Source organism: Nonomuraea sp. NPDC049309 (assembly GCF_043196965.1).
Classification (GTDB): Bacteria; Actinomycetota; Actinomycetes; order Streptosporangiales; family Streptosporangiaceae; genus Nonomuraea; species Nonomuraea fastidiosa.
Map to the genome: position 1 here is coordinate 206,572 of NZ_JBICSH010000007.1, position 20,111 is coordinate 226,682.

The following is a 20,111-nucleotide window of genomic DNA, read 5'->3' on the forward strand; positions in this document are numbered from 1 at the left end:
GGAAGAACGCCGTTCACCAGGCCGTCACGGCCGCTCCACGCCCCAGCCGTCACGGCCGCCGCCGGCCCGCCCGGGTCAGGCCGCGGGCTGGCGTTCGCGGCCGCGGCCGGTGTCCTGCGAGCGGCCCTCCTGCGGGCGCACGTCCTCCTGGAGGGACGGCGGGTCCGGCTCGTCGAGCTCGGGCGGCCCCACCTCGGCCGGCGGCTCGCCGGAGCGGCCGAGGTCGTCGGGCTGCTGCTGCTCGTCCTGCTCGGGGCCGTCGGGCGGCGGCATCTCGGGGTCGGGCTCGGGCCGGTCCCAGTCGGGCTCGGCCGGCGGCGTGTAGTCGTGCCTGGGCTCGTCGCGGTCGAAGCCGGGGTCGGAGTAGCCGGACGACCAGCCGTAGTCGGACGGCTCGGGGAACTCCTCGACGGGCTTGCCCGCCATCGCCTCGGTCATGAACGCCCGCCAGATCTGCGCGGGGAGCTGGCCGCCGAACTGGGTGCCGTAGCCGGGGATGGTGACGGTGGCGTTGTCGTCGCGGAACATGTCGACCGCGACCGCGAGCTGCGGGGTGTAGCCGTTGAACCAGACGGACTTCGAGTCGTCGGTGGTGCCGGTCTTGCCGGCGACCGGGCGGTCGTAGAGGCGGGCGGCGGTGCCGGTGCCGTACTTGACGACCTGCTGCATCGCGTACGTGGTGTCGGCGGCGGCCTGCTCGCTGACCACCCGCGTGGCGACCGGCTCGACGACCTGCTCGCGGCCCTCGGCGTCGGTGACCGACTTCACCACGTGGGCCTCCATGTGCACGCCCTTGTTGGCGAACGTGGAGAAGCCGGAGGCGTTCTGGACGGCGCTGACGGAGGCCACGCCGAGCGGGAAGGCGGCGGCGTTCTTGTGCTGCTCGAGCTGCGCCGCGGGGATGCCGGCCAGCTCGGCGACCTTGGCCACCTTGTCGAGCCCGACCTTCTGCCCGAGGTCGACGAAGGCGGTGTTGACGGAGTTCCGGGTGGCGGCGACGAGGTCGATCTGCCCGTAGGAGCGTCCGCCGTCGTTGGGAATGGCCTGCGGCGCCGAGGCGACCCGCAGCGGCGAGTTGCCGTTGACCCTGGTGGACAGGTCGAAGCCGTTGTCGAGCGCGGCGGCCAGCGTGTACGGCTTGAACGTCGATCCGGCCATGACCTTGGCGGAGAACGCGCTGTCGTAGTACTTCGACTGCGACGGCTTGCCGCCGTAGAAGGCCACGACCTCGCCCGTGGCGGGGTCGACGGCGGCGAGGCCGGTGCGCACCTTCTTCGGCGTGTTGTCGGGCAGCACCTCGTCGACGGCCTTCTTGGCGGCCTGCATGAGCTTCTTGTCGAACGTCGTGACGATCTTGAGGCCGCCGCTGTTGATGTCCTCGTCGCTGTAGCCGCGCCGGTTGAGCTCGGCGGTGACCTGTTCGAGCATGTACTGGGCCTGGCCCTTGAGCTCGAACGGCTTCTTCGGCTCGGCCAGCTTGGGGAAGCGCTGGGCGGCCACCTGCTCGGGGGCGAGCGCGCCGGTCTGGCCCATCGCCTTGATCACCGACTGCCAGCGGGCCTTGGCCGCGGCGAGGTCGGAGCCCTTGGGGTCGGCGAAGCGGCTGGGCTGCTGGATCACCGCCGCCAGGTAGGCGCCTTCGGCGACGGTGAGCTTCTCGACGTCCTTGCCGAAGTAGGCGCGGGCGGCCGACTGGATGCCGTTGGCGCCCCGGCCGAAGTAGATCGTGTTGAGGTACTGCTCCAGCACCCAGTCCTTCGACTTGGACTGGTCGACCTTCATCGCGATGAGGATCTCTTTGAACTTGCGGGTGATGGAGCGCTCTTGGCTCAGGCCGCTGTAGTAGTTGCGGACGAGCTGCTGGGTGATGGTGGAGCCGCCCTGGAGCTGGCGGCCGGTGATCGTGGACCAGACGGCGCGCGCGGTGCCCTTGATCGACACACCGGCGTCCTCGTAGAACGAGCGGTTTTCGGCGGCGATGACGGCATCGCGCACGTGTTCGGGCACCTGCGAGAGATCGACTCGGCGGCGATCGACGCCCTGCCGGGCGAGCACGGTCTTTCCGTCGCGGTAATAGATCACCGAACCCTGTGCGGTCGCCTGCTTCTGCGTCTCGTCGGGAATGGGGGTCAGCGCCCACGCGACGGCGAATAGTCCGGCGAGTACGAGGATTGTCGCGCCGCCGGATATCAGGACTATTCGGAGAATCCGCCGCTTTCGCATTCCCTTGCTGCTCCGCACCCCTCGGCCACCCCCCTCGTCGAGCCTCGCCCAACCCCCGCAAGCTGGGCGAATGCCAAGGGTAAACGATCCACAACGGTGCCTCGTCCCTAGCGATACTACGACCGCCCGCTCTCGCGACGCGGCACATCGGCGACCAAAGGCAGCACTCGGTAGGGAACCGGCGTGTCAAGGGCGATGATCGAATTAGTCCTGAGTACGCCTCGTACATCGACGATCAAATCGATAACGCGCTGCAAATCGGCGTTCGTCCGCGCCACCACGCGGCAGAGAAGATCGCTATCGCCGGTGATCGTGTGCACTTCCAGAACTTCGGGAATCGCCGCGAGCCGGTCGGCCACCGGGTCGTGCCCGGCCACCTGCCTGATCTCCAGCGTCACGAACGCGGTCACGCCGTAGCCGAGCGCGGCGGGCGAGACGTCGGGGCCGAAACCGGTGATCACACCCCGGTCCATGAGGCGGTCGAGCCTGGCCTGCACCGTGCCGCGCGCCACGCCCAGGCGGCGCGAGCACTCCAGCACGCCGAGCCTGGGCTCGGCCGCGAGCAGGGCGATGAGGCGAGCGTCGAGCTCGTCGATTGTCATGCTGTACAGATTTACCGGCGATACCGGCTTTTCACTAGGCAGATTGTGCACTCATTCAGGTAACTCTTGCGCAACTCGTCCAGAGAAATCGACAGTTGGTGGCATGAGCGATGTCTTTCCTGTCAACGGCATGGACGCCGTGGTGTTCGCCGTCGGGAACGCCCGCCAGGCGGCCCACTACTACTCGACCGCCTTCGGCATGCGGCTGGTGGCCTACCGCGGCCCGGAGAACGGCGACAGGGACACGGCCGCGTACGTCCTGACCTCGGGCAGCGCCGTCTTCGAGTTCCGCGGCTCGCTGCGGCCCGGCACCGACCTCGCACGGCATGTGGCCGCGCACGGCGACGGCGTGATCGACCTGGCGCTGCAGGTGCCCGACGTGGAGGCCGCCTACGCCCACGCGGTCGCGAACGGCGCCAAGGGGCTGGCGAAGCCGTACACGGTGGAGGACGAGCACGGCAAGGTGATGATCGCGGCGATCGCCGCGTACGGCGAGACCCGGCACACCCTGATCGACAGGTCCAACTACGACGGGCCCTACCTGCCCGGCTACGTGGCCGCCGAGCCGCTGGTCGCCCCGCCCGCCACCAAGAACGGCCGGCTCTTCCAGGCGATCGACCACTGCGTCGGCAACGTCGAGCTGGGCAAGATGGACGAGTGGGTGGAGTTCTACCGCCGGGTCATGGGCTTCACCAACATGGCGGAGTTCATCGGCGACGACATCGCCACCGAGTACTCCGCACTGATGTCGAAGGTGGTCGCCGACGGCAGCCGCAAGGTGAAGTTCCCGCTCAACGAGCCGGCGATCAGCCGCAGGAAGTCGCAGATCGACGAGTACCTGGAGTATTACGGCGGTCCCGGCGTGCAGCACATCGCGCTCGCCACCAACGACATTCTCACCACGGTCGACCACATGCGGGCGAACGGGGTGCGCTTCCTCGACACGCCCGACTCGTACTACGACGACCCCGAGCTGCGCGAGCGCATCGGGCAGGTGCGGGTGCCGATCGAGGAGCTGAAGAAGCGCAGGATCCTCGTGGACCGCGACGAGGACGGCTACCTGCTGCAGATCTTCACCGAGCCGGTGCAGGACAGGCCCACGGTCTTCTTCGAGCTCATCGAGCGGCACGGCTCGCTCGGCTTCGGCAAGGGCAACTTCAAGGCGCTCTTCGAGGCCATCGAGCGGGAGCAGGAACGCAGGGGCAACCTTTAGGCCTCCCGCGAGCAGGCGGCGGTCGTCCACCGAGCATGGGGCCGCCGCCACCGGGGCCGATCGGACGCCGGCGGCGGCTGCTCGCCGGCGTCCTCGGCCGGCCGCTCATCGACGCCGTCACCGCCCCCTTCGGCCACCCCCGGCCGGCACGGCCTCCGGGGCAGCGGCGTGCGGGCCCGCCATCCCGTGGAGCACACGTTCTTCACCGGTTTGGCGGCCTTTTTCGATATCCGGCCCCTGCACGCGTTCTGGGACGGTCAGCCCCCGGGCAAGAAACTCTCCGGCATCCGTGTCGTGCGGGAAAGCAGCGGCAGACTGGGTGTGGGGGCAGGCGGCCGTCCGCAGGCCGCCGGGAGGGCGCTCATCCGGCTGCGCCACGCGGGCGCTCCGCTCGGTCTCGGCCGGATCCTCTTCGACCCGCGCAAGCAGGCACTGCACGACAAGGCAGCGAGGACCGCCGTCGTCATCGCCTGACTCAGCGTAATATCCTGGTCACGATGCGAAGGGGGCTCGTATGCGTTTGGCAAGGGGCGGGCTGGCCGTGGTCACCGCGCTCACCACGCTGGTCGCCTGCTCACCAGGCGACGAGCCACCGCCGATGGGCAACTCCGTCGTCGCGGAAGAACACGTCGGGGCCGCGGGCATCGGCGACCCCGACTTCCCGAAGGACGGCAACGGCGGCTACGACGTCGCCCACTACGACCTCGCGGTCGACTACTCCCCCGCCGACAAGCGGCTCGACGGCACCGCCACCATCCGCGCCGCGGCCACCCAGGACCTCATCAGCTTCAACCTCGACTTCACCGGCCTCCACGTGCGCGGGGTCACCGTCGACGGCGCACCCGCCACCTTCACCCGGCAGGGCGACGAGCTGACCGTGCGCCCGGCGAAGATGATCAACGCACGCTCCGATTTCACGGTCAAGGTCTCCTACTCCGGCCGGCCGCGGCCCGCCAACGACAGCGCGAACCTCGGCACGTACGGCTTCATCCCCACCTCCGACGGCGCCTTCGTGGCCTCGGAGCCCAACGGCTCCAAGACCTGGTTCCCGGCCAACGACCATCCCGCCGACAAGGCCACGTTCGACTTCACCATCACCGTGCCCGCCGGGGTGACCGCGCTGGCCAACGGCGAGATGACCGCCCCACCCGCCACCAAGGGCGGCAAGACCACCTACCGGTGGAGCGAGCGCCACCCCATGGCCACCTACCTCGCCACGGCCACGCTCGGCAAGTTCGAGCTGCGCCAGGGCAAGAGCGCCTCCGGCATCCCCACCCTGGCCGCCACCGACCCCCGGTTCAAGCGCTCGCTCGACGCCCTCTACACCAAGTCGGCCGAGATCACCGACTACTGGGCGACGGTCTTCGGCCCTTACCCGTTCTCCTCCACCGGCGGCATCATCGACGACTACTCCGCGGGCTACGCCCTGGAGAACCAGACCAAGCCCCTGTACGGCGGCTTCGCGCCCGACGAGGCGATCATCGCGCACGAGCTGGCGCACCAGTGGTTCGGCAACAGCCTGACGATCAAGCGGTGGAAGGACCTCTGGCTCAACGAGGGCTTCGCCACCTACGCCGAGTGGCTGTGGGCGGAGCACAAGGGCAAGAGAACCGCCGAGGCCACGTTCAACGAGCTCCTCCAGCGTCCCGCGTCCGACCCCATGTGGGCCTACCCGCCCGGCCGCGCCAAGCCCGACGACCTGTTCAACCAGTCCGTCTACACCCGCGGCGGCATGACGCTCCACGCGCTGCGCAAGGCCATCGGCGACGAGACGTTCTTCACGCTGCTCAGAACGTGGACGTCCGAACATCGGTACGGCAACGTCACCACCGAGCAGTTCATCGACCTCGCCGAGCGGCTGTCGGGCAAGGACCTCGGCCCGCTCTTCGACGCCTGGCTCTTCCGGCCCGAACGCCCCGCCTGACGACCCGCCTGACGACCCGGAAACGCTCTCCGTCGCTCGGTCCAAGAAGGGGTGTAAGGGCGAACGACGAAGGGAGCGAGGCCCGTGCGCCTCAACGAAGACCCTGGGGCCTTTGAGGCCTTCTATCGCCGCCACGTCGACGCCGTCCAGAGATTCGTGGTCCGCCGGGTCAGCGACCCCCACGTGGCGGCGGACCTCACGGCGGATGTCTTCCTGGCGGTGCTCAACTCGGCGGACACCTACCGCCCCGGACGGGGCAGCGAGGTCGCCTGGCTGTTCGGCATCGCACGCAACGTCGTGTCGGCGCAGCACCGCAAGGCGGCCAGGGAGGCCAAGGCCACGGGACGCATCGCCGGCCGCCGCCTGATGGACGACGACGACGTGGCCAGGATGGAGGAGCGCATCGACGCCGAGCGGCAGATGCGCGCCGCCTGGCAGGCCATGGCGGACCTTCCCGAGGGCGAACGGGCGGTGCTGGAGCTGGTGGCGATCGACCAGCTCACCGTCTCCGAGGCCGCGGCGGCCCTGGGCATCAGGCAGGTGACCGCGCGGGTCAGGCTCCACCGGGCCAGGCGTGCCCTCTCGACCGTCGCCTCGCCATCGACCGTGTACCTGGAAGGACAGACATGAGCAACTTCGAGGACCGCCTTCTCAGTGCACTCAAGGACGAAATGAGGACTCGGATGGCGAACGGGACGACGACCGTGGCACCTGCGCCCGCGCGGCGCTCGCGCCGGCTGGTGGGGCTCGCCGCCGCGGTGGCGGGGGTCGCGGCGGCCTCCACGGCGGCGGTGGTCGTGCTGGGCGGCGCCGGCAGCGAGCCGGCGTACGCGGTGTCCACCTCGGCCGACGGCGGGGTCAGCGTGCGGATCAACTCCTTCACCGACCCCGAAGGGCTCGAACGCGAGCTGGCCGAGGCCGGCGTCGCGGCGCATGTCGACTACCTGCCCGAGGGGCAGACCTGCAAGGGGCCGCGCGGCGAGCACGGCGACCGTGGAAACGGGTTCGCCACCGCCATCCGCAGGAACGGTGTCGGCATCGCCTTCGAGATCGAGAAGGGGCAGGTGCCCGAGGGGTTCACGCTGGTCCTGTCCGTCACCAAGAGCGCCGGCGGAGACTCGGCGCCCCCGTCGGCCACCGCCATGGAGATCGTCCAGGGGCCGGTGTCGGAGTGCGAGCCCGTCTCCGCTCCGCAGGCGCCGCCCGCCGACGGCTACACCCACGAGAAGACCCAGGACGACAAGGGCGAGGAGAAGCCGAAGGACGGCAGCACCGTCGAGCGGTTCAAGGGGCCTGAGGACGGCCCGCAGACCTCGCAGATCCAGCCGGGCGACGGCCCCACGATCACCGCCACCACGAACCCCTGACGGGTTCCGATCACCTGGTGCCCCCTCCTCCCGAGCAGCTCGGGGGCACCGAATCCGCCGGCCTGTCGCGCTCTTGGGCTCCCGGTGCGGCAGGCCGGCGGCTTCCCTTGCGCGCAGATCCTGTCCCGGGCCACCCGGCCGGGGCGCGCCGCTACTGAACACCGGCCCCGGCCGCCCGAGCACCTGCGCCGTTACCGGACACCCGGCCCCGGCCGCCCGAGCGCCTCTGAGCGCGCCGTCACGGGTTGCCCGAAGTGCTGGAGAAGACCAGGACGGAGGCCGTGAAGCCGTGGACGTGGTTGTGCCCGGCGACCGGGCCGACCTCGCCCGCGGCGAAGAAGCCGGCCACGCCGATCGGGCCCAGCGTGTCGCGCAGCGCGACCGCGTCGTGGTCGGAGGTGCCGAACATGGCCGAGCCGCGGCCGTTGCAGGAGAACAGCAGCGCCCCGTCCACCTTGCCGATCTCCTCCCGGTGGGCGTCGAGCAGGTCGTAGAGGTCCTCGTCGGCGGTGGCGGCGTCGCGGACCTGAAAGCGTACGGTCCTGCCGACCTCGGCGATGTCGCCGATGGCGACGGCCTCCCTGTCGGGGTCGATGCCGATGACGCCGCGGATGAGGAAGTCGCCGCGTTCGTGGCGCTCCGCGTACTCGTCCATGGCCAGGCCGATCTGCAGCCCGGAGGCGACCAGCTCGCGGTCGTCCTCGTCGAGGTCGCTGACGATGTCCTCAAGACGGGCGAGCGCGGGCTGGCCGGCGAGTTCGAGCAGCAGGTTGTCCTCGGCGGCGGTCACGACCATGCTCGGGCCGATCGGGCGGCAGCCCTGGCTCACCACGGTGCTGATCTTGATGGGCCCGCTGAGTATCACGCCGATCGCGCCCTCGGTGTAGATCTCGCCGTCGGCGAAGAGGCGTACGGAGCCACGTCCTTGCAGGCCGTTGGCGAGGCCGCCGATGAGCGGCAGCTCGCCGAGCACGTCGGCCGAGCGCTCCACGAAGGCGTCGGTCGGGAAGCTGTACGGGTCGGCGAGCAGGATCGCCACGTGGTCGTCCGGGCTGCGCTCCGGCAGCCCCACGACCACGAACCGGTCCTCGGCGGCCAGGGTCTCGAGTGCGAACGTGGTGAGCCGCGCCCCTTCCAGGGTCGCCGCCAGCGCACTGACGGAGGGCGTGAGCTCCACCCCCTGGCCGTCCCCGATCACCCCGGTGGCACTGCACCCGATGACGTGCGCCTCGGGCGCGAGTTTCATCGCGGCCTCGCCGGCCCTGGCGACGTCATCCGGGTCGTCGCCGCAAATGAAGAAGCAGACCAGATCTGCTTGGCCGCTGAGCCTCGACAGTGCCTGGCCGACGGCGTTCTCCGCGGCCTCCACCAGGTCGGAACCCACGGCGAGGCCGTCGGCGATGCGGCTTGTCATCAAGGCCACGGAACTCGCCTCCCTCGACATGTCCAAGTTCCCTAGGCCCGATTCTCCCCACTAAAGGGACAAGCACGCGCACGAACCGTCACCTAATAGTCAAGATCCGAAATCTCCGCCAGGTGCGAAAGTCTCTGCCACATTCCGCGCAGGGGACGTAGTCTCGATCCCGTGCAACAGCCACGAATTCTCCGCGAGTTGCGAGAGAGCGGCCACGTTCATCGCAGCGTCAAAGCCGAGATCCGGGAAAACCTGCTGGCCAAGCTGCGAGCGGGTGAGCCCCGGTTCCCCGGCATCGTGGGCTTCGACGACACCGTCCTGCCCCACCTCGAGCGGGCGCTGCTCGCCGGGCACGACCTGGTTCTGCTGGGCGAGCGCGGCCAGGGCAAGACCCGGCTCATCCGTACGATCGCCGGCCTGCTCGACGAGTGGACCCCGGTGATCGACGGCTGCGAGATCAACGACCACCCGTACGCGCCGGTCTGCACCCGCTGCCAGGCTCTGGCGCGCGAGCTGGGTGAGGAGTTGCCGGTGGCGTGGAAGCACCGCGACGAGCGCTACGGCGAGAAGCTCGCCACCCCCGACACCTCCGTGGGCGACCTGATCGGTGACGTCGACCCCATCAAGATCGCGGAAGGGCGCCGGCTCGGCGACCCTGAAACGGTCCACTACGGGCTGGTGCCCCGCACCAACCGGGGCATCTTCTCCGTCAACGAGCTGCCCGACCTGGCGGAGCGCATCCAGGTGTCGCTGCTCAACGTGCTGGAGGAGCGCGACGTCCAGGTGCGCGGCTACAACCTGCGCCTGCCGCTCGACCTGCTGCTCATCGCCAGTGCCAACCCCGAGGACTACACCAACAGGGGCCGGATCATCACGCCGCTGAAGGACCGGTTCGGCGCCGAGATCCGCACCCACTACCCGCTGACGGTCGAGGACGAGCTGCGGCTGATCCGCCAGGAGTCCATGCCGGACATCGGAGCCGACGTCCCCGAGCACCTCATCGAGGTGATCGCCCGCTTCACCCGCCTCGTGCGCGAGTCGACGGCGGTGGACGCCAGGTCCGGCGTGTCGGCGCGCTTCTCGATCGCCGCCGCCGAGACCGCGGCCGCCTCGGCGGTGCGCCGCGCCGCCATCGCGGGCGAGGACCAGCCGGTCACCCGGGTGGTCGACCTCGCCTGCGTGGTCCACAGCCTGCGCGGCAAGGTGGAGTTCGAGGTCAGCGAGGAGGGCAGGGAGACCGAGATCCTGGCCCACCTGCTGCGGCGGGCGACGGCCGAGACGTTCAGGAGCCGGCTGGGCGGCATGGACCTGTCGGCGGTGACCGACAAGTTCGCCGAGGGCAACCAGGTGGAGTCGGGCGAGCTGGTGCCCGCCCGCGAGCTGCTGACCCGCATCGGTCCTGTGGCCGGGCTCGCCAAGATCATGTCGCGGCTCGGCATGGGCGAGGGCGAGGAGTCCCCCGGGCACGCGGCGGCGGCCCTGGAGTTCGCGCTCGAAGGTCTTTACCTGATGCGGCGGCTTTCCAAGGAAGATCTTGACGGGATGACCGTTTACCGCACGTGAACAAGCGGGCGGTCTCCCGCGTCAAACGGGGTGAGTTCGTTCACTTCGCCGGGGGAGACCGTCATGCGCCTGCTTGCCTGTGCCACCGCCGCCGCTCTCGTCATGGGCGCCTTCGCCGTGCCCGCCGCGGCCGCCACGTCCGCGTACGGGTACGCCTGGGCCGACGGGCAAGGTCACCTGCGGCTGGTGCCGCAGAAGGCGACCCGGGTCAAGGGCACGAAGTTCCACCGGCTGGCGAGCGCCACCGGGGTCAAGGAGCTGCGGCTCGGCTACGCCAAGGCGGCCTACGGCCGGGTCACCACCGCCTGCGACCTGAAGGAGACCGAGGGCAGGGTCGCGCTCGACGGCAACGGCCTCGGGCGTACCCGCTGCACCCCCTCCGACCTGACCGCCACGCTCGCCCAGGGGCCGGTCCCCGTGCGCGTCGAATACCGCGGCGGCACGGCGACCAGGATCAACGAGATCCTGCTCGACGAGTGGCCCGAGCCGCGGACGGCCACCGGCACGATCAAGCGGGTCAACGACACGACCGTGCTGTTCGCGAGCGGCGGAAAGACGGTCAAGCTCGGCTCCACGTACATGACGTCGTTCCTGCGCACCACCGCCCGCTGCGGCGACGGCTGGCTCGCCGGCCGCCCGGTCAACGCCGGCAAGAACGGACTGGGCAAGAAGGCGTGCACGTGGAAGGACTTGACGAAGGCCCTGAAGACCGTCAAGCACCCCGTCCTGGTGAAAATCGATTACACGCCCGGGTCCGGCGCGCTCAACCAGGTCTGGGAGGTCTACGGCGACGCCTGACCCCGACCGGCGCGGGCCCTGGGGTCCTCTCCGGCCGTGCCGCCGAGACGACCGCGCCGTCGTGTCCGGCCACGATCGACAGGCCGGGGATCCGGGCGGCGACCCGGGGCGGCGCGCGCGGCGCTCCACGCCCGCACTTTGCGCCGGCCCGCACCGCCGAGCGCGCACGCACTCTGAACCGGCCCGCACCGCCGAGCGCGCCCGCACTCTGAACCGGCCCGCACCGCCGAGCGCGCCGCTCCTGGCACCTGCGCGCCCCGAAGACGAGCTTCCCGGCGCGCAGAGGCGGGTTTCGGGCTCCTCAGCCGTGGGCGTAAGCCATGGGAGGGTTTTCGGGGTTAGCGTGGGTTCGTGATGGCCTTCCGCTATGGCGAGTACCACGACGGCCCCGATCCCCTGGCGCCTCCTTACGACGTACGCGCCGCGCTCGACGAGATGGGCGATGCCATCCTGTCGGGATCGACCCCGGTCCGCGCCCTGCGCGACCTGCTCAGGCGCGGCCTGCCGGGCGCGCGGGAGCGGCGCGGGCTCGACGACATGCTCAGGGAGGTCCGCAAGCGCCGCCGCGACCTGCGCGAGCGCGGCCGGCTCGACGGCACACTGGAGCGGGCCAGGGCGCTGCTGGACAAGGCGATCGGCCAGGAGCGCGCCGAGCTGTTCCCCGACCCGTCCGACGAGGCGCGGCTGCGGGAGGCGGGCCTCGACGCGCTGCCGGAGGACACCGCGAGCGCGATCCAGGAGCTGAGCACGTACGACTGGCGCTCCCAGGCGGCCAGGCAGACCTTCGAGGAGCTGCGCGACCTGCTGCGCCGGGAGGTGCTCGACAGCCAGTTCAGGGGCCTGCGCGACGCTCTGGCCAACCCCGACCCGCAGGCGATGGAGCGCATCCGCCGGATGATGGCGGACCTCAACGAGATGCTCGACAAAGACGCCCGCGGCGAGCACACCCAGGCCGACTTCGAGCAGTTCATGGCGAAGTACGGCGACCTGTTCCCGGAGAAGCCCAGGAACCTGGACGAGCTGGTCGACATCCTCGCCCGCCGCGCCGCCGCCACCCAGCGCATGCTGGCCTCGATGACGCCGCGCCAGCGCGAGGAGCTGGCCAACCTCATGCACCAGACTTTGGAACAGGCGGGCCTGGCCGACGAGATGCGCCGCCTCGGCGACGCCCTCTACGCCCGCCGTCCCGACCTGGCCTGGAACGCCCCCGAACGCCTCACCGGCGAAGAACCGCTCGCCATGGGCGACGCCGTCACCGCCCTCGAGGAGCTGGCCGACCTCACCCAGCTGGAGACCGCCCTGCGCCAGGACTACCCGGGCGCGCGGCTCGACGACATCGACGAGGCCGCCGTACGCCGTGCGCTCGGCCGTTCCGCGGTCGACGACCTCGAAGCGCTCAAGCGCATCGAACGCGAGCTGGAGGAGCAGGGCTACCTGCTGCGCAAGCGCGGCAAGCTGGAGCTGACGCCCAAGGCCGTGCGCAGGCTCGGCGAGACCGCGCTGCGCCGGGTCTTCTCGTCACTCGACGCCGGCCGCAGGGGCGACCACGACCAGCACGACGCGGGCGCGGCCGGGGAGCTGACCGGGTCGTCGCGGCCGTGGCGGTTCGGCGACGAGCAGCCCATCGACGTCGTCCGCACGCTGGTCAACGGCGTGCGCAGGGGCGGCGTCACGTTCGGCGACCGGGTCGGCGTGCGGCTGTCCGTCGACGACTTCGAGGTGGCCGAGACCGAGCGGCGCAGCGCGGCGGCCGTCTGCCTGCTGGTGGACCTGTCGTACTCGATGGCGCTGCGCGGCACGTGGGCCGCCGCCAAGCAGACCGCGCTCGCCCTGCAGGCGCTGGTGGCCTCGAAGTTCCCGCAGGACGCCGTACAGATCATCGGCTTCTCCAACTACGCCAGGGTGCTGCAGCCCGACGAGCTGGCCGGACTCGACTGGGACATGGTCCAGGGCACCAACCTGCACCACGCCCTGCTCATCGCCGGACGCCACCTCGACCGCCACCCCGACTTCGAGCCGGTGGTGCTGGTCGTCACCGACGGCGAGCCGACCGCCCACCTCATGCGCAACGGCCGCTCGGCGTTCGAATGGCCGCCCTCGCACGAGACGCTGGAGCTGACGCTGGCCGAGGTCGACAAGATGACCCGGCGGCGGGCCACGATCAACATCTTCATGCTGGCCGCCGACGACCGGCTGCGCGAATTCGTGGACGAGGTGGCGCGGCGCAACGGCGGCCGGGTCTTCTCGCCCAGCGCCGACCGGCTCGGCGAGTACGTCGTGAGCGACTTCCTGCGCCTGCGCCGCGCCCGGCGCTGACCTCTCCGCCCGGCTCCGCCGGGGCGGCGGAAACCGTCGGTGCCGGCTGGAAGACTCCGGGCATGGAGGTACGGCTGAGCAACGTCCTCGGCGACCCGGCGGTCCTCGGACGCGCCGTGCCGGCCGGCGACGACCTGGCGGGCAGCGTGGTGGCCTGGTGGGAGGAGGGTCGGCGGTTCATCGGCTACTGGTTCGGGCGCGCGTTCTGGGGGCGCGGCGTCGGCAGCCGGGCCATGGCGCTCTTCCTCGCCGGAGAGACCATCCGGCCGCTGTACGCCGACCCCGGCGAGCACCGCCACCTCCTCCCGCCGCAGCCCGGGGGTGCGGCGGCGGCCGGCGTCGGGCAGCCCGGCGCCGGCGGGCGTGAGCGCCCCGCGCTTGGCGCGCAGGAAGTCCTTGAGCTGCCGGCGGCGGCGCGAGCCGGCGGTCACGTCCCCACCCTATGAGTCTCCCGGTACGGCCGCGAGAAGGCGGGCGGCCAGTTCCCGGCAGCGGGCGGCGAGCTCGGGCGGTTCGATCACCTTGAAGCCGTGCCCGAGCAGCATCATGTGCATGAGGATGTGGTCGAGGTTGTCCGCGCCGGTGCGCACCTCGCAGCGCCCGCCGCCCAGGTCGAGCACGACGCCCGCCGACGACGGCACCTGCGCCCGCACCGTGTCGTACGGCGCGTGCACGAGGAAGCGCGCCTGGTACCGGTAGACCCGGCTGGCCACGCCCTCCTGCACGAACGCCGCCGCGTCGGGCGCCTCCCGGGCCCGGAACCGCCGCGTGCGGGCGGCCACCTCGCTCATCCGATCGACCCGGAAGGTGCGCCAGTCGTCGCGGTCGAGGTCGAAGGCGAGCAGGTACCAGCGCCGGTCGGAGGCGACCAGCCGGTACGGCTCGACCGTCCGCGTCCGCCGCCCCTCCCGGGACGGGTAGGAGAAGGCGACCTCGACCTCGTCGCGGCACGCCCTGGCCAGGGTCATGAGCACCTTGGGGTCGATCGGCGGACGCCCGCCTCCCGCGAAGGACTCGACGGAGTCGGCCAGCGCGCGTACCTCGTGCCGCAGCCGGGCCGGCAGCACCCGGTCGAGCTTGGTGAGCGCCCGCAGCGCCGCGTCGCCCGCGCTGGCCACCGCGCCGCCCGCGCCGACCAGCAGCGAGACGGCGGTGGCGATCGCCTCCTCGTCGTCGAGCAGCAGCGGCGGCAGGGCCTGGCCGGAGCCGAGCTGGTAGCCGCCGCCGACGCCCTGGCTCGCGTGCACCGGGTAGCCGAGCGTGCGCAGGCGCTCGACGTCGCGCCGTACGGTGCGCGGCGTCACGCCGAGCCGCTCGGCCAGCTCGGGCCCGGTCCAGACGCGGCGCTGCTGGAGCAGCCCGAGCAGCGTGAGCACTCGTTCGGTCGTGCCGCGCTCGTCCTCGCCCGCCAGAGTCATTTCTTCACCATGCCAGAGAATGCGGACCGATCCTGTCCGCTAGGGGTGCCAGCCTGGGCGCATGAGCACGAAAGAGATCGACTGGAACCGGACGCTGCGCGAGCAGATCGAATGGCACTGGGCCGACCAGCTGCGTCCCCGCCTCGAGGGCCTGACCGACGACGAGTACTTCTGGTCGCCGGTGCCGAACTCCTGGAACGTGTGGCCGCGCGGCAAGTCCACGGCGCCCGTCCAGGCCGGCTCCGGGGACTTCACCATCGACTTCGCCTTCCCCGAGCCGAAGCCCGCGCCGTTCACCACCATCGCCTGGCGGCTCGGCCACGTCATCGTCGGCGTGCTCGCCGTCCGCAACGCGACCCACTTCGGCGGCCCGCCGGCGTCGTACGAGACCTGGGCGTACGCCGGCACCGCGGCCGAGGCGCTCGACCAGCTCGACACCGAGCTCGACCGCTGGCTGACGGGGGTGCGCGGCCTGAGCGATGAGGAGCTGCGCCGCCCGATCGGCGAGCAGGAGGCCTTCCCCGACGCGCCCATGGCCGCCCTGATCCAGCACATCCACCGCGAGCTGATCCACCATCTGGCGGAGGTCTGCCTGCTGCGCGACCTCTACCTGCACACCCACGCCGCCACGGAAGGCGCCCAGCGATGAGCCGTCACGTCCAGATCACCTTCGACGCCCACGACCCCAAGGCGCTGTCCACCTTCTGGCGGGACGTGCTGGGCTACGTCCATCCGGCGCCGCCCGGCGTGGAGCTGCCCGACGGCGCGGATCCGCTGGCCGCGTGGGACGAGTTCCTGGAGCGCTCAGGAGTGCCCGAGGAGCAGCGCAACATGGCCTCGGCCATCGAGGACCCGGACGGCGTCGGGCCGCGCGTGTTCTTCCAGCGGGTGCCCGAGGGCAAGGCCGCGAAGAACCGCGTGCATCTCGACGTACGTGTGGCGCCCGGCCTCAAGGGTGACGAGCGGATGGCGGCGCTGGAGGCGGAGTGCGAGCGGCTGCTCAAGCTGGGCGCCACCCGGGTGCGCAGGCACGAGCCCGACAATCTGATGAGCGCCGGCTTCATTGTGATGCTCGACCCCGAGGGCAACGAGTTCTGCCTGGACTGAACGGCGCGCGCAGCGGCCGTGCGCGGGGGCGCGGGGGTCAGGCGTCGACGAGGCGGGAGTAGAAGTCGAGTGCGACGTCGAACCCGTCGCGGCAGTTGCGGTGGGAGCGGTAGCAGGGCCGCCAGGCCGAGCTGGCTCCCACCCCGGCCCGCGCGTCGCGCAGCGCCTCGGGCACCCGCTCGGGCCGCGGCAGCAGGCCGTGGCCGAGGTAACGTACGCCGGAAAGCTCGGTCGGCAGGCCGCGACCGCCGGAGACGAACCGGCCGAAGCGCCACCCGCTCTCCTCGTCCCACACCAGCGCGCCGCCATCGCTCAGCCGCACCGTGGCGCAGCGCGGGTCACAGGGCCCTTCCCACCAGTCCGTGACCTCTGACCCGAGCACCTCGACGACGCGCTGCACGTAGCTGATCGGCTGGTGCAGCCACTCCTCGGTGTACGGCTCGACATGCCTGATGGCCACGGACGGCACCCCCTTGTGCCCAAACGGTAAGGAAAAAGCGGCGTTGAACAACCATACCGGCGCCGAACTTATTCCGATGCACAGCCGTCTAGTCATTACGGACGATATTTACGTCCGTGACGGGGAAGGAGGGGGACCCATGATGCTCGCGGTGCTCCTCGTCGTGCTGATGGTCGTCACGGTGGCGGCCATGGAGCTGTGCCTGCACTCTTCGGTGAAGAGCAAAGAGAGTGTCGAGTCCCGCAGCGAGATCACCGGGGACTAGTCTCTCCGGCATGTCCCTGCTTCTCTGGCTGCACATCGGATTCGCGATCTTCACGCTCGGCCCGATCGTCGCCACGACGATGGCCGCGCCCCGGGTGATCCGGCAGAAGAACGTGCAAGCGCTGAGCTTCATCCAGCGCACGACCAGGATCTACGCCATCGGCAGCATCGGCGTGTTCGTCTTCGGCCTGGTGCTCGGCATCGTGATGGGCAACGGGGTGCTCGGCCGGTGGTACATGAGCGCGTCGATGACGCTGTTCATCGTGGGCATCGTGCTGCTCTTCATCATCGACCGCGACCTGCGCGCCGCCGTACAGGCGCTCTCCAACGAGAGCCCCGAGGACGACGCGAAGGTGGAGAAGGGGCGGATCGCCGCGATCAGCAGCCTGCTGTCGGTGATCTGGCTGGTGATCCTCTTCCTGATGGTGGTGCCGGAGTAGCGGTGGGCCCGCCGCGGGCCCACCGCCGCGGGCGGCTCAGCCCAGCGCCTGGGTGAGGTCGGCGAGCAGGTCGTCGATGGTCTCGATGCCGACCGACAGCCGCACCAGGTCGGAGGGCACCTCGAGCGGCGATCCCGCGGCCGAGGCGTGGGTCATGCGGCCGGGGTGCTCGATGAGCGACTCCACTCCCCCGAGCGACTCCCCCAGCGTGAACAGCTCGGCGCGGTTGCACACCTCCACGGCCTCCGCCTCGCCGCCGGCGACGCGGAACGACACCATGCCGCCGAACCTGCGCATCTGCTTGGACGCCACCACGTGGCCGGGATGGTCGGGCAGCCCCGGGTAGAACACCTCGGTCACCCTCGGGTGGGAGAGCAGCAGATCGACGACGCGCTCGGCGTTGTCGCAGTGGCGGTCCATGCGGATGCCGAGCGTCTTGAGCCCGCGCAGCGTCAGCCAGGCGTCGAACGGCCCGGCCACCGCGCCCATCGAGTTCTGGTGGAAGGCCAGCTCCTCGCCGAGCCCCGCGTCGGCGGCCACCAGCGCGCCGCCCACCACGTCGGAGTGCCCGCCGACGTACTTGGTGGTGGAGTGGACGACCACGTCGGCCCCCAGCGTGATGGGCTGCTGGAGGTACGGCGATGCGAAGGTGTTGTCGACGACCAGCAGCGCACCGTTGTCGTGGGCGAGCTGCGCGAGTCCTGCGATGTCGGCGATGCCGAGCAGCGGGTTGGTGGGCGTCTCGACCCAGACGACCCTGGTCTTCTGCGTCATCGCGGAGGCGACGGCGTCGAGGTCGTGCAGCGGCACGGGGTCGTAGTGGAGGTCCCAGCGCCGGAGGACCTTGTCGAAGAGCCGGTAGGTGCCGCCGTAGGCGTCGCCGGGGATGATGACGTGGTCCTGCGGCTTGCACACCGTGCGCAGGAGGGTGTCCTCGGCGGCCAGGCCCGACGCGAACGCGAGCCCGCGTGCCCCGCCCTCCACAGCGGCCAGCGCGGTTTCGAGCGCGGTCCTGGTCGGGTTGGCCGAGCGGCTGTATTCATATCCGGACCGCAGGCCGCCCACGCCGTCCTGCTTGTAGGTCGAGGTGGCGTAGATCGGCGGCACGACCGCGCCGGTCAGCGGGTCGGGCTCCTGACCTGCGTGAATGGCCAGGGTCTCAAAACCGTTGCTCATACCAGCCACGTTAGTGGACGCCGGCAGCGCTCAAGACGTCCTACGCCCCCGCTTTAGGCCGTGCCCGAAACAACCCCCGGACTGTGCCCGAAACAGCCCTCCGGGCGGTGCCCGAAACAGCCCTCCGGGCGGTGTCCGAAACGGCCTCCGGGCGGTGCCCGGAACCCGCCCTGAGCCTGCCGGAACGCGTGCCCGGAGCAGCGGTCAGGCCGCCCGGGTCGCGTGCCGGTCCCCGCCGGACCGCGCGGGCAGCGGCACGACCTTCGCCTCGCGCACGGCGGCCGTCTCATGTCCGGCCTCGGCCTCGCGTACGGGCTCGGCCTTGATGAAGCGCCCCCTGGCGCCCTCGGCGGGCTCGCCGTTGATGCGGGAGAGCAGGATCGGATCGGCCAGCGCGAGCAATGCCGCGACGACCAGCCCGGCCCCGAGAAGGGTGAATCCGATGACCATCATGTCTGTCCCCTTTCCGACATGATTCAGCATCGTCCAGGCACCGCCTGTTCCACCTCGGCTCTAGGGCTGGTCTCCGGGAGGCTCGCTCGGCCGAACGGTTGATACGAGATGTCCGACTTCCGGCTTAGGCTCGACGCCGTGGTGAGCTCCAAACGCGTCGTGTACTGGATCCGCCGGCTCAGCGAGCTGGCCATGTACGGCTGGCTCGGCCTGCTTCTGCTGGGCGACCTCGCGGCCGCCTGGCAGCTCGGGGGCGCGCAGTGGCTGGTGCCGGTCTGCGGGCTCGCCGGCTGCGTGGCGCTCATGCTGCGGCAGAAATACCGGACACAGGTGTTCCTCGCCGTGCTCGGACTGTCGTTCGTGGCGACGGCGGCGATCATCATCACGGGCCAGCGCGGCCTGCCGGGCATGGCGGAGACCGGCGCGCTGCTCATCCTCATGCTCGGCGTGCTGCGCCATGTCGAGCCCGTGCGGCATGCCGCCCTGCTGGCCTGTCTCGACCTGTTCGTGCTGATGATGGAGGCCAACGGGCGCGTCGAGTCGGGGCTGCCGGTCTCGTTCCTGCTGTTCGCGAGCTGGTCGATGACCGCGGGCGTCGGCGGCTACCTGCGCTTCCAGCAGGAACGGCGCAAGGAGGCGGTCCACTCCGTACGCAGGGCGGAGCGGCTGGAGCTGGCCCGGGAGCTGCACGACCTGGTCGCACACCACATCACCGGCATCGTCGTCCAGGCCCAGGCGGCGCGTACGGTCGCCGAGACCGACCCGCAGGCCGTGCTGCCCGCGCTGGATGCGATCGCGACGGCGGGGACGGACGCGCTGACCTCGATGCGCCGCATGGTCACCGTTTTACGAGCCGAGGACGGCGCCGACAGGACGCCGGGCGTCACGCTGGCCGACCTGCGCATGATGACCGACCGGTTCTCGGCCGAAGGGCCGAAGGTGGCCTTCGAGATCGGCCAGGGCCTGGACGACCGTACGCTGCCGCCCGAGGTCATGACCACCCTGCACCGGGTGCTGCTCGAGGCGCTGACGAACGTGCGCAAGCACGCCTCCCGCACCGCCTGGGTGGAGGCGAGCCTGCGCCGCGTGGACCGGCTGGTGGTGCTGCGGGTGCGGAACTTCGGCTCGGACGCCGACCCGCGCATCTCCCGGCTCGGCGGCGGGTTCGGGCTGGTGGGCATGGCCGAACGCGTCGAGGCGCTGGGCGGCAGGCTCCACGCGGGCCCGACCCCCGAGGGCGCGTGGGAGGTCGTCGCCGAGTTCCCGCTCCCCTGACCCGGCCGGCGCGGGCGGGACGAAGCCGAGCCGCGGCGCCTCCCCGGAGAACCGCCCGCCGGTCTCGGCCCGGTCCCCGGGGTGTGCCGCCTGAGTGC

Annotated in this window: 21 protein-coding genes; 14 read left to right on the forward strand and 7 right to left on the reverse strand. The window is 71.0% G+C overall.

Annotated elements, in window-relative coordinates; all coding sequences use genetic code 11:
• Window positions 1–75: 75 nt before the first annotated feature.
• Together ACGFIM_RS35300 and ACGFIM_RS35305 are read right to left on the reverse strand one after the other, a co-directional pair.
• A complete protein-coding gene (locus ACGFIM_RS35300) occupies window positions 76–2,223 on the reverse strand; it encodes a transglycosylase domain-containing protein (protein ID WP_393209790.1) in 2,148 nt (715 codons plus the stop codon).
• 116 nt (window positions 2,224–2,339) lie between these two features.
• Window positions 2,340–2,825, reverse strand: a complete 486-nt coding sequence (locus tag ACGFIM_RS35305) for an Lrp/AsnC family transcriptional regulator (protein ID WP_393209793.1) — start codon at window positions 2,823–2,825, stop codon at window positions 2,340–2,342.
• Window positions 2,826–2,928: 103 nt separating this feature from the next.
• On the opposite strand from ACGFIM_RS35305, the gene hppD reads away from it, so the two are divergent.
• The 5 genes from hppD to ACGFIM_RS35330 all read left to right on the forward strand — a co-directional run bounded on the left by hppD (window position 2,929) and on the right by ACGFIM_RS35330 (window position 7,329).
• Complete coding sequence (hppD, locus tag ACGFIM_RS35310) at window positions 2,929–4,038, forward strand: 4-hydroxyphenylpyruvate dioxygenase (protein WP_393209796.1); 1,110 nt, start codon at window positions 2,929–2,931, stop codon at window positions 4,036–4,038.
• 186 nt (window positions 4,039–4,224) lie between these two features.
• Window positions 4,225–4,512, forward strand: a complete 288-nt coding sequence (locus ACGFIM_RS35315; RefSeq protein WP_393209799.1) for an RDD family protein — start codon at window positions 4,225–4,227, stop codon at window positions 4,510–4,512.
• 40 nt (window positions 4,513–4,552) lie between these two features.
• Entirely contained in the window at window positions 4,553–5,962 is a 1,410-nt protein-coding gene (locus ACGFIM_RS35320; protein ID WP_393209802.1) for a M1 family metallopeptidase, read from the forward strand.
• An 84-nt stretch (window positions 5,963–6,046) separates the two neighbouring features.
• Window positions 6,047–6,592 carry an RNA polymerase sigma factor gene (locus ACGFIM_RS35325; RefSeq protein WP_393209805.1) on the forward strand — a complete coding sequence of 182 codons (546 nt, stop codon included), beginning with the start codon at window positions 6,047–6,049 and terminating at the stop codon, window positions 6,590–6,592.
• A gap of 53 nt (window positions 6,593–6,645) precedes the next feature.
• Window positions 6,646–7,329 (forward strand): hypothetical protein, encoded by a 684-nt coding sequence (locus tag ACGFIM_RS35330; protein ID WP_393209808.1) that lies wholly within the window; start codon window positions 6,646–6,648, stop codon window positions 7,327–7,329.
• A gap of 238 nt (window positions 7,330–7,567) precedes the next feature.
• On the opposite strand, the gene ACGFIM_RS35335 is transcribed toward ACGFIM_RS35330, so the two are convergent.
• Window positions 7,568–8,743, reverse strand: coding sequence for an FIST N-terminal domain-containing protein (locus ACGFIM_RS35335; protein ID WP_393209811.1), 1,176 nt, complete (start codon window positions 8,741–8,743; stop codon window positions 7,568–7,570).
• 171 nt (window positions 8,744–8,914) lie between these two features.
• On the opposite strand from ACGFIM_RS35335, the gene ACGFIM_RS35340 reads away from it, so the two are divergent.
• The 4 genes from ACGFIM_RS35340 to ACGFIM_RS35355 all read left to right on the forward strand — a co-directional run bounded on the left by ACGFIM_RS35340 (window position 8,915) and on the right by ACGFIM_RS35355 (window position 13,866).
• Window positions 8,915–10,306, forward strand: coding sequence for a sigma 54-interacting transcriptional regulator (locus ACGFIM_RS35340; RefSeq protein ID WP_393209814.1), 1,392 nt, complete (start codon window positions 8,915–8,917; stop codon window positions 10,304–10,306).
• 63 nt (window positions 10,307–10,369) lie between these two features.
• On the forward strand, window positions 10,370–11,104 hold the full coding sequence (locus ACGFIM_RS35345; protein ID WP_393209817.1) for a hypothetical protein: 735 nt from the start codon (window positions 10,370–10,372) through the stop codon (window positions 11,102–11,104).
• Window positions 11,105–11,458: 354 nt separating this feature from the next.
• On the forward strand, window positions 11,459–13,420 hold the full coding sequence (locus tag ACGFIM_RS35350) for a VWA domain-containing protein (protein WP_393209820.1): 1,962 nt from the start codon (window positions 11,459–11,461) through the stop codon (window positions 13,418–13,420).
• 62 nt (window positions 13,421–13,482) lie between these two features.
• On the forward strand, window positions 13,483–13,866 hold the full coding sequence (locus ACGFIM_RS35355) for a hypothetical protein (protein WP_393209823.1): 384 nt from the start codon (window positions 13,483–13,485) through the stop codon (window positions 13,864–13,866).
• Here ACGFIM_RS35355 and ACGFIM_RS35360 read toward each other — a convergent pair.
• Window positions 13,861–14,838, reverse strand: coding sequence for a helix-turn-helix transcriptional regulator (locus ACGFIM_RS35360; protein ID WP_393209826.1), 978 nt, complete (start codon window positions 14,836–14,838; stop codon window positions 13,861–13,863). The genes ACGFIM_RS35355 and ACGFIM_RS35360 overlap by 6 nt on opposite strands.
• 61 nt (window positions 14,839–14,899) lie before the next feature.
• Between ACGFIM_RS35360 and ACGFIM_RS35365 the strand changes: the two genes are divergently transcribed.
• Together ACGFIM_RS35365 and ACGFIM_RS35370 are read left to right on the forward strand one after the other, a co-directional pair.
• A complete protein-coding gene (locus tag ACGFIM_RS35365) occupies window positions 14,900–15,487 on the forward strand; it encodes a DinB family protein (RefSeq protein WP_393209829.1) in 588 nt (195 codons plus the stop codon).
• Window positions 15,484–15,945 carry a VOC family protein gene (locus ACGFIM_RS35370; protein ID WP_393209832.1) on the forward strand — a complete coding sequence of 154 codons (462 nt, stop codon included), beginning with the start codon at window positions 15,484–15,486 and terminating at the stop codon, window positions 15,943–15,945. Before ACGFIM_RS35365 ends, ACGFIM_RS35370 begins: the two co-directional genes overlap by 4 nt.
• A gap of 37 nt (window positions 15,946–15,982) precedes the next feature.
• On the opposite strand, the gene ACGFIM_RS35375 is transcribed toward ACGFIM_RS35370, so the two are convergent.
• The gene (locus ACGFIM_RS35375) at window positions 15,983–16,405 is read right to left on the reverse strand and encodes a DUF6292 family protein (protein WP_393209835.1); all 423 of its coding nucleotides are present in this window, start codon (window positions 16,403–16,405) and stop codon (window positions 15,983–15,985) included.
• A gap of 139 nt (window positions 16,406–16,544) precedes the next feature.
• Here ACGFIM_RS35375 and ACGFIM_RS35380 point away from each other — a divergent pair, with 139 nt between their 5' ends.
• Both ACGFIM_RS35380 and ACGFIM_RS35385 read left to right on the forward strand, forming a co-directional pair.
• Window positions 16,545–16,670, forward strand: a complete 126-nt coding sequence (locus ACGFIM_RS35380) for a hypothetical protein (RefSeq protein ID WP_393209838.1) — start codon at window positions 16,545–16,547, stop codon at window positions 16,668–16,670.
• A gap of 10 nt (window positions 16,671–16,680) precedes the next feature.
• A complete protein-coding gene (locus ACGFIM_RS35385; RefSeq protein WP_393209841.1) occupies window positions 16,681–17,109 on the forward strand; it encodes a hypothetical protein in 429 nt (142 codons plus the stop codon).
• 36 nt (window positions 17,110–17,145) lie between these two features.
• Here the strand turns inward: ACGFIM_RS35385 and ACGFIM_RS35390 are convergent, their stop codons facing one another.
• The gene (locus tag ACGFIM_RS35390; protein WP_393209844.1) at window positions 17,146–18,285 is read right to left on the reverse strand and encodes a cystathionine gamma-synthase; all 1,140 of its coding nucleotides are present in this window, start codon (window positions 18,283–18,285) and stop codon (window positions 17,146–17,148) included.
• 204 nt (window positions 18,286–18,489) lie between these two features.
• On the reverse strand, window positions 18,490–18,738 hold the full coding sequence (locus tag ACGFIM_RS35395; protein WP_393209847.1) for a hypothetical protein: 249 nt from the start codon (window positions 18,736–18,738) through the stop codon (window positions 18,490–18,492).
• 138 nt (window positions 18,739–18,876) lie between these two features.
• Between ACGFIM_RS35395 and ACGFIM_RS35400 the strand changes: the two genes are divergently transcribed.
• Complete coding sequence (locus ACGFIM_RS35400) at window positions 18,877–20,013, forward strand: sensor histidine kinase (protein ID WP_393209850.1); 1,137 nt, start codon at window positions 18,877–18,879, stop codon at window positions 20,011–20,013.
• Window positions 20,014–20,111: the final 98 nt, after the last annotated feature.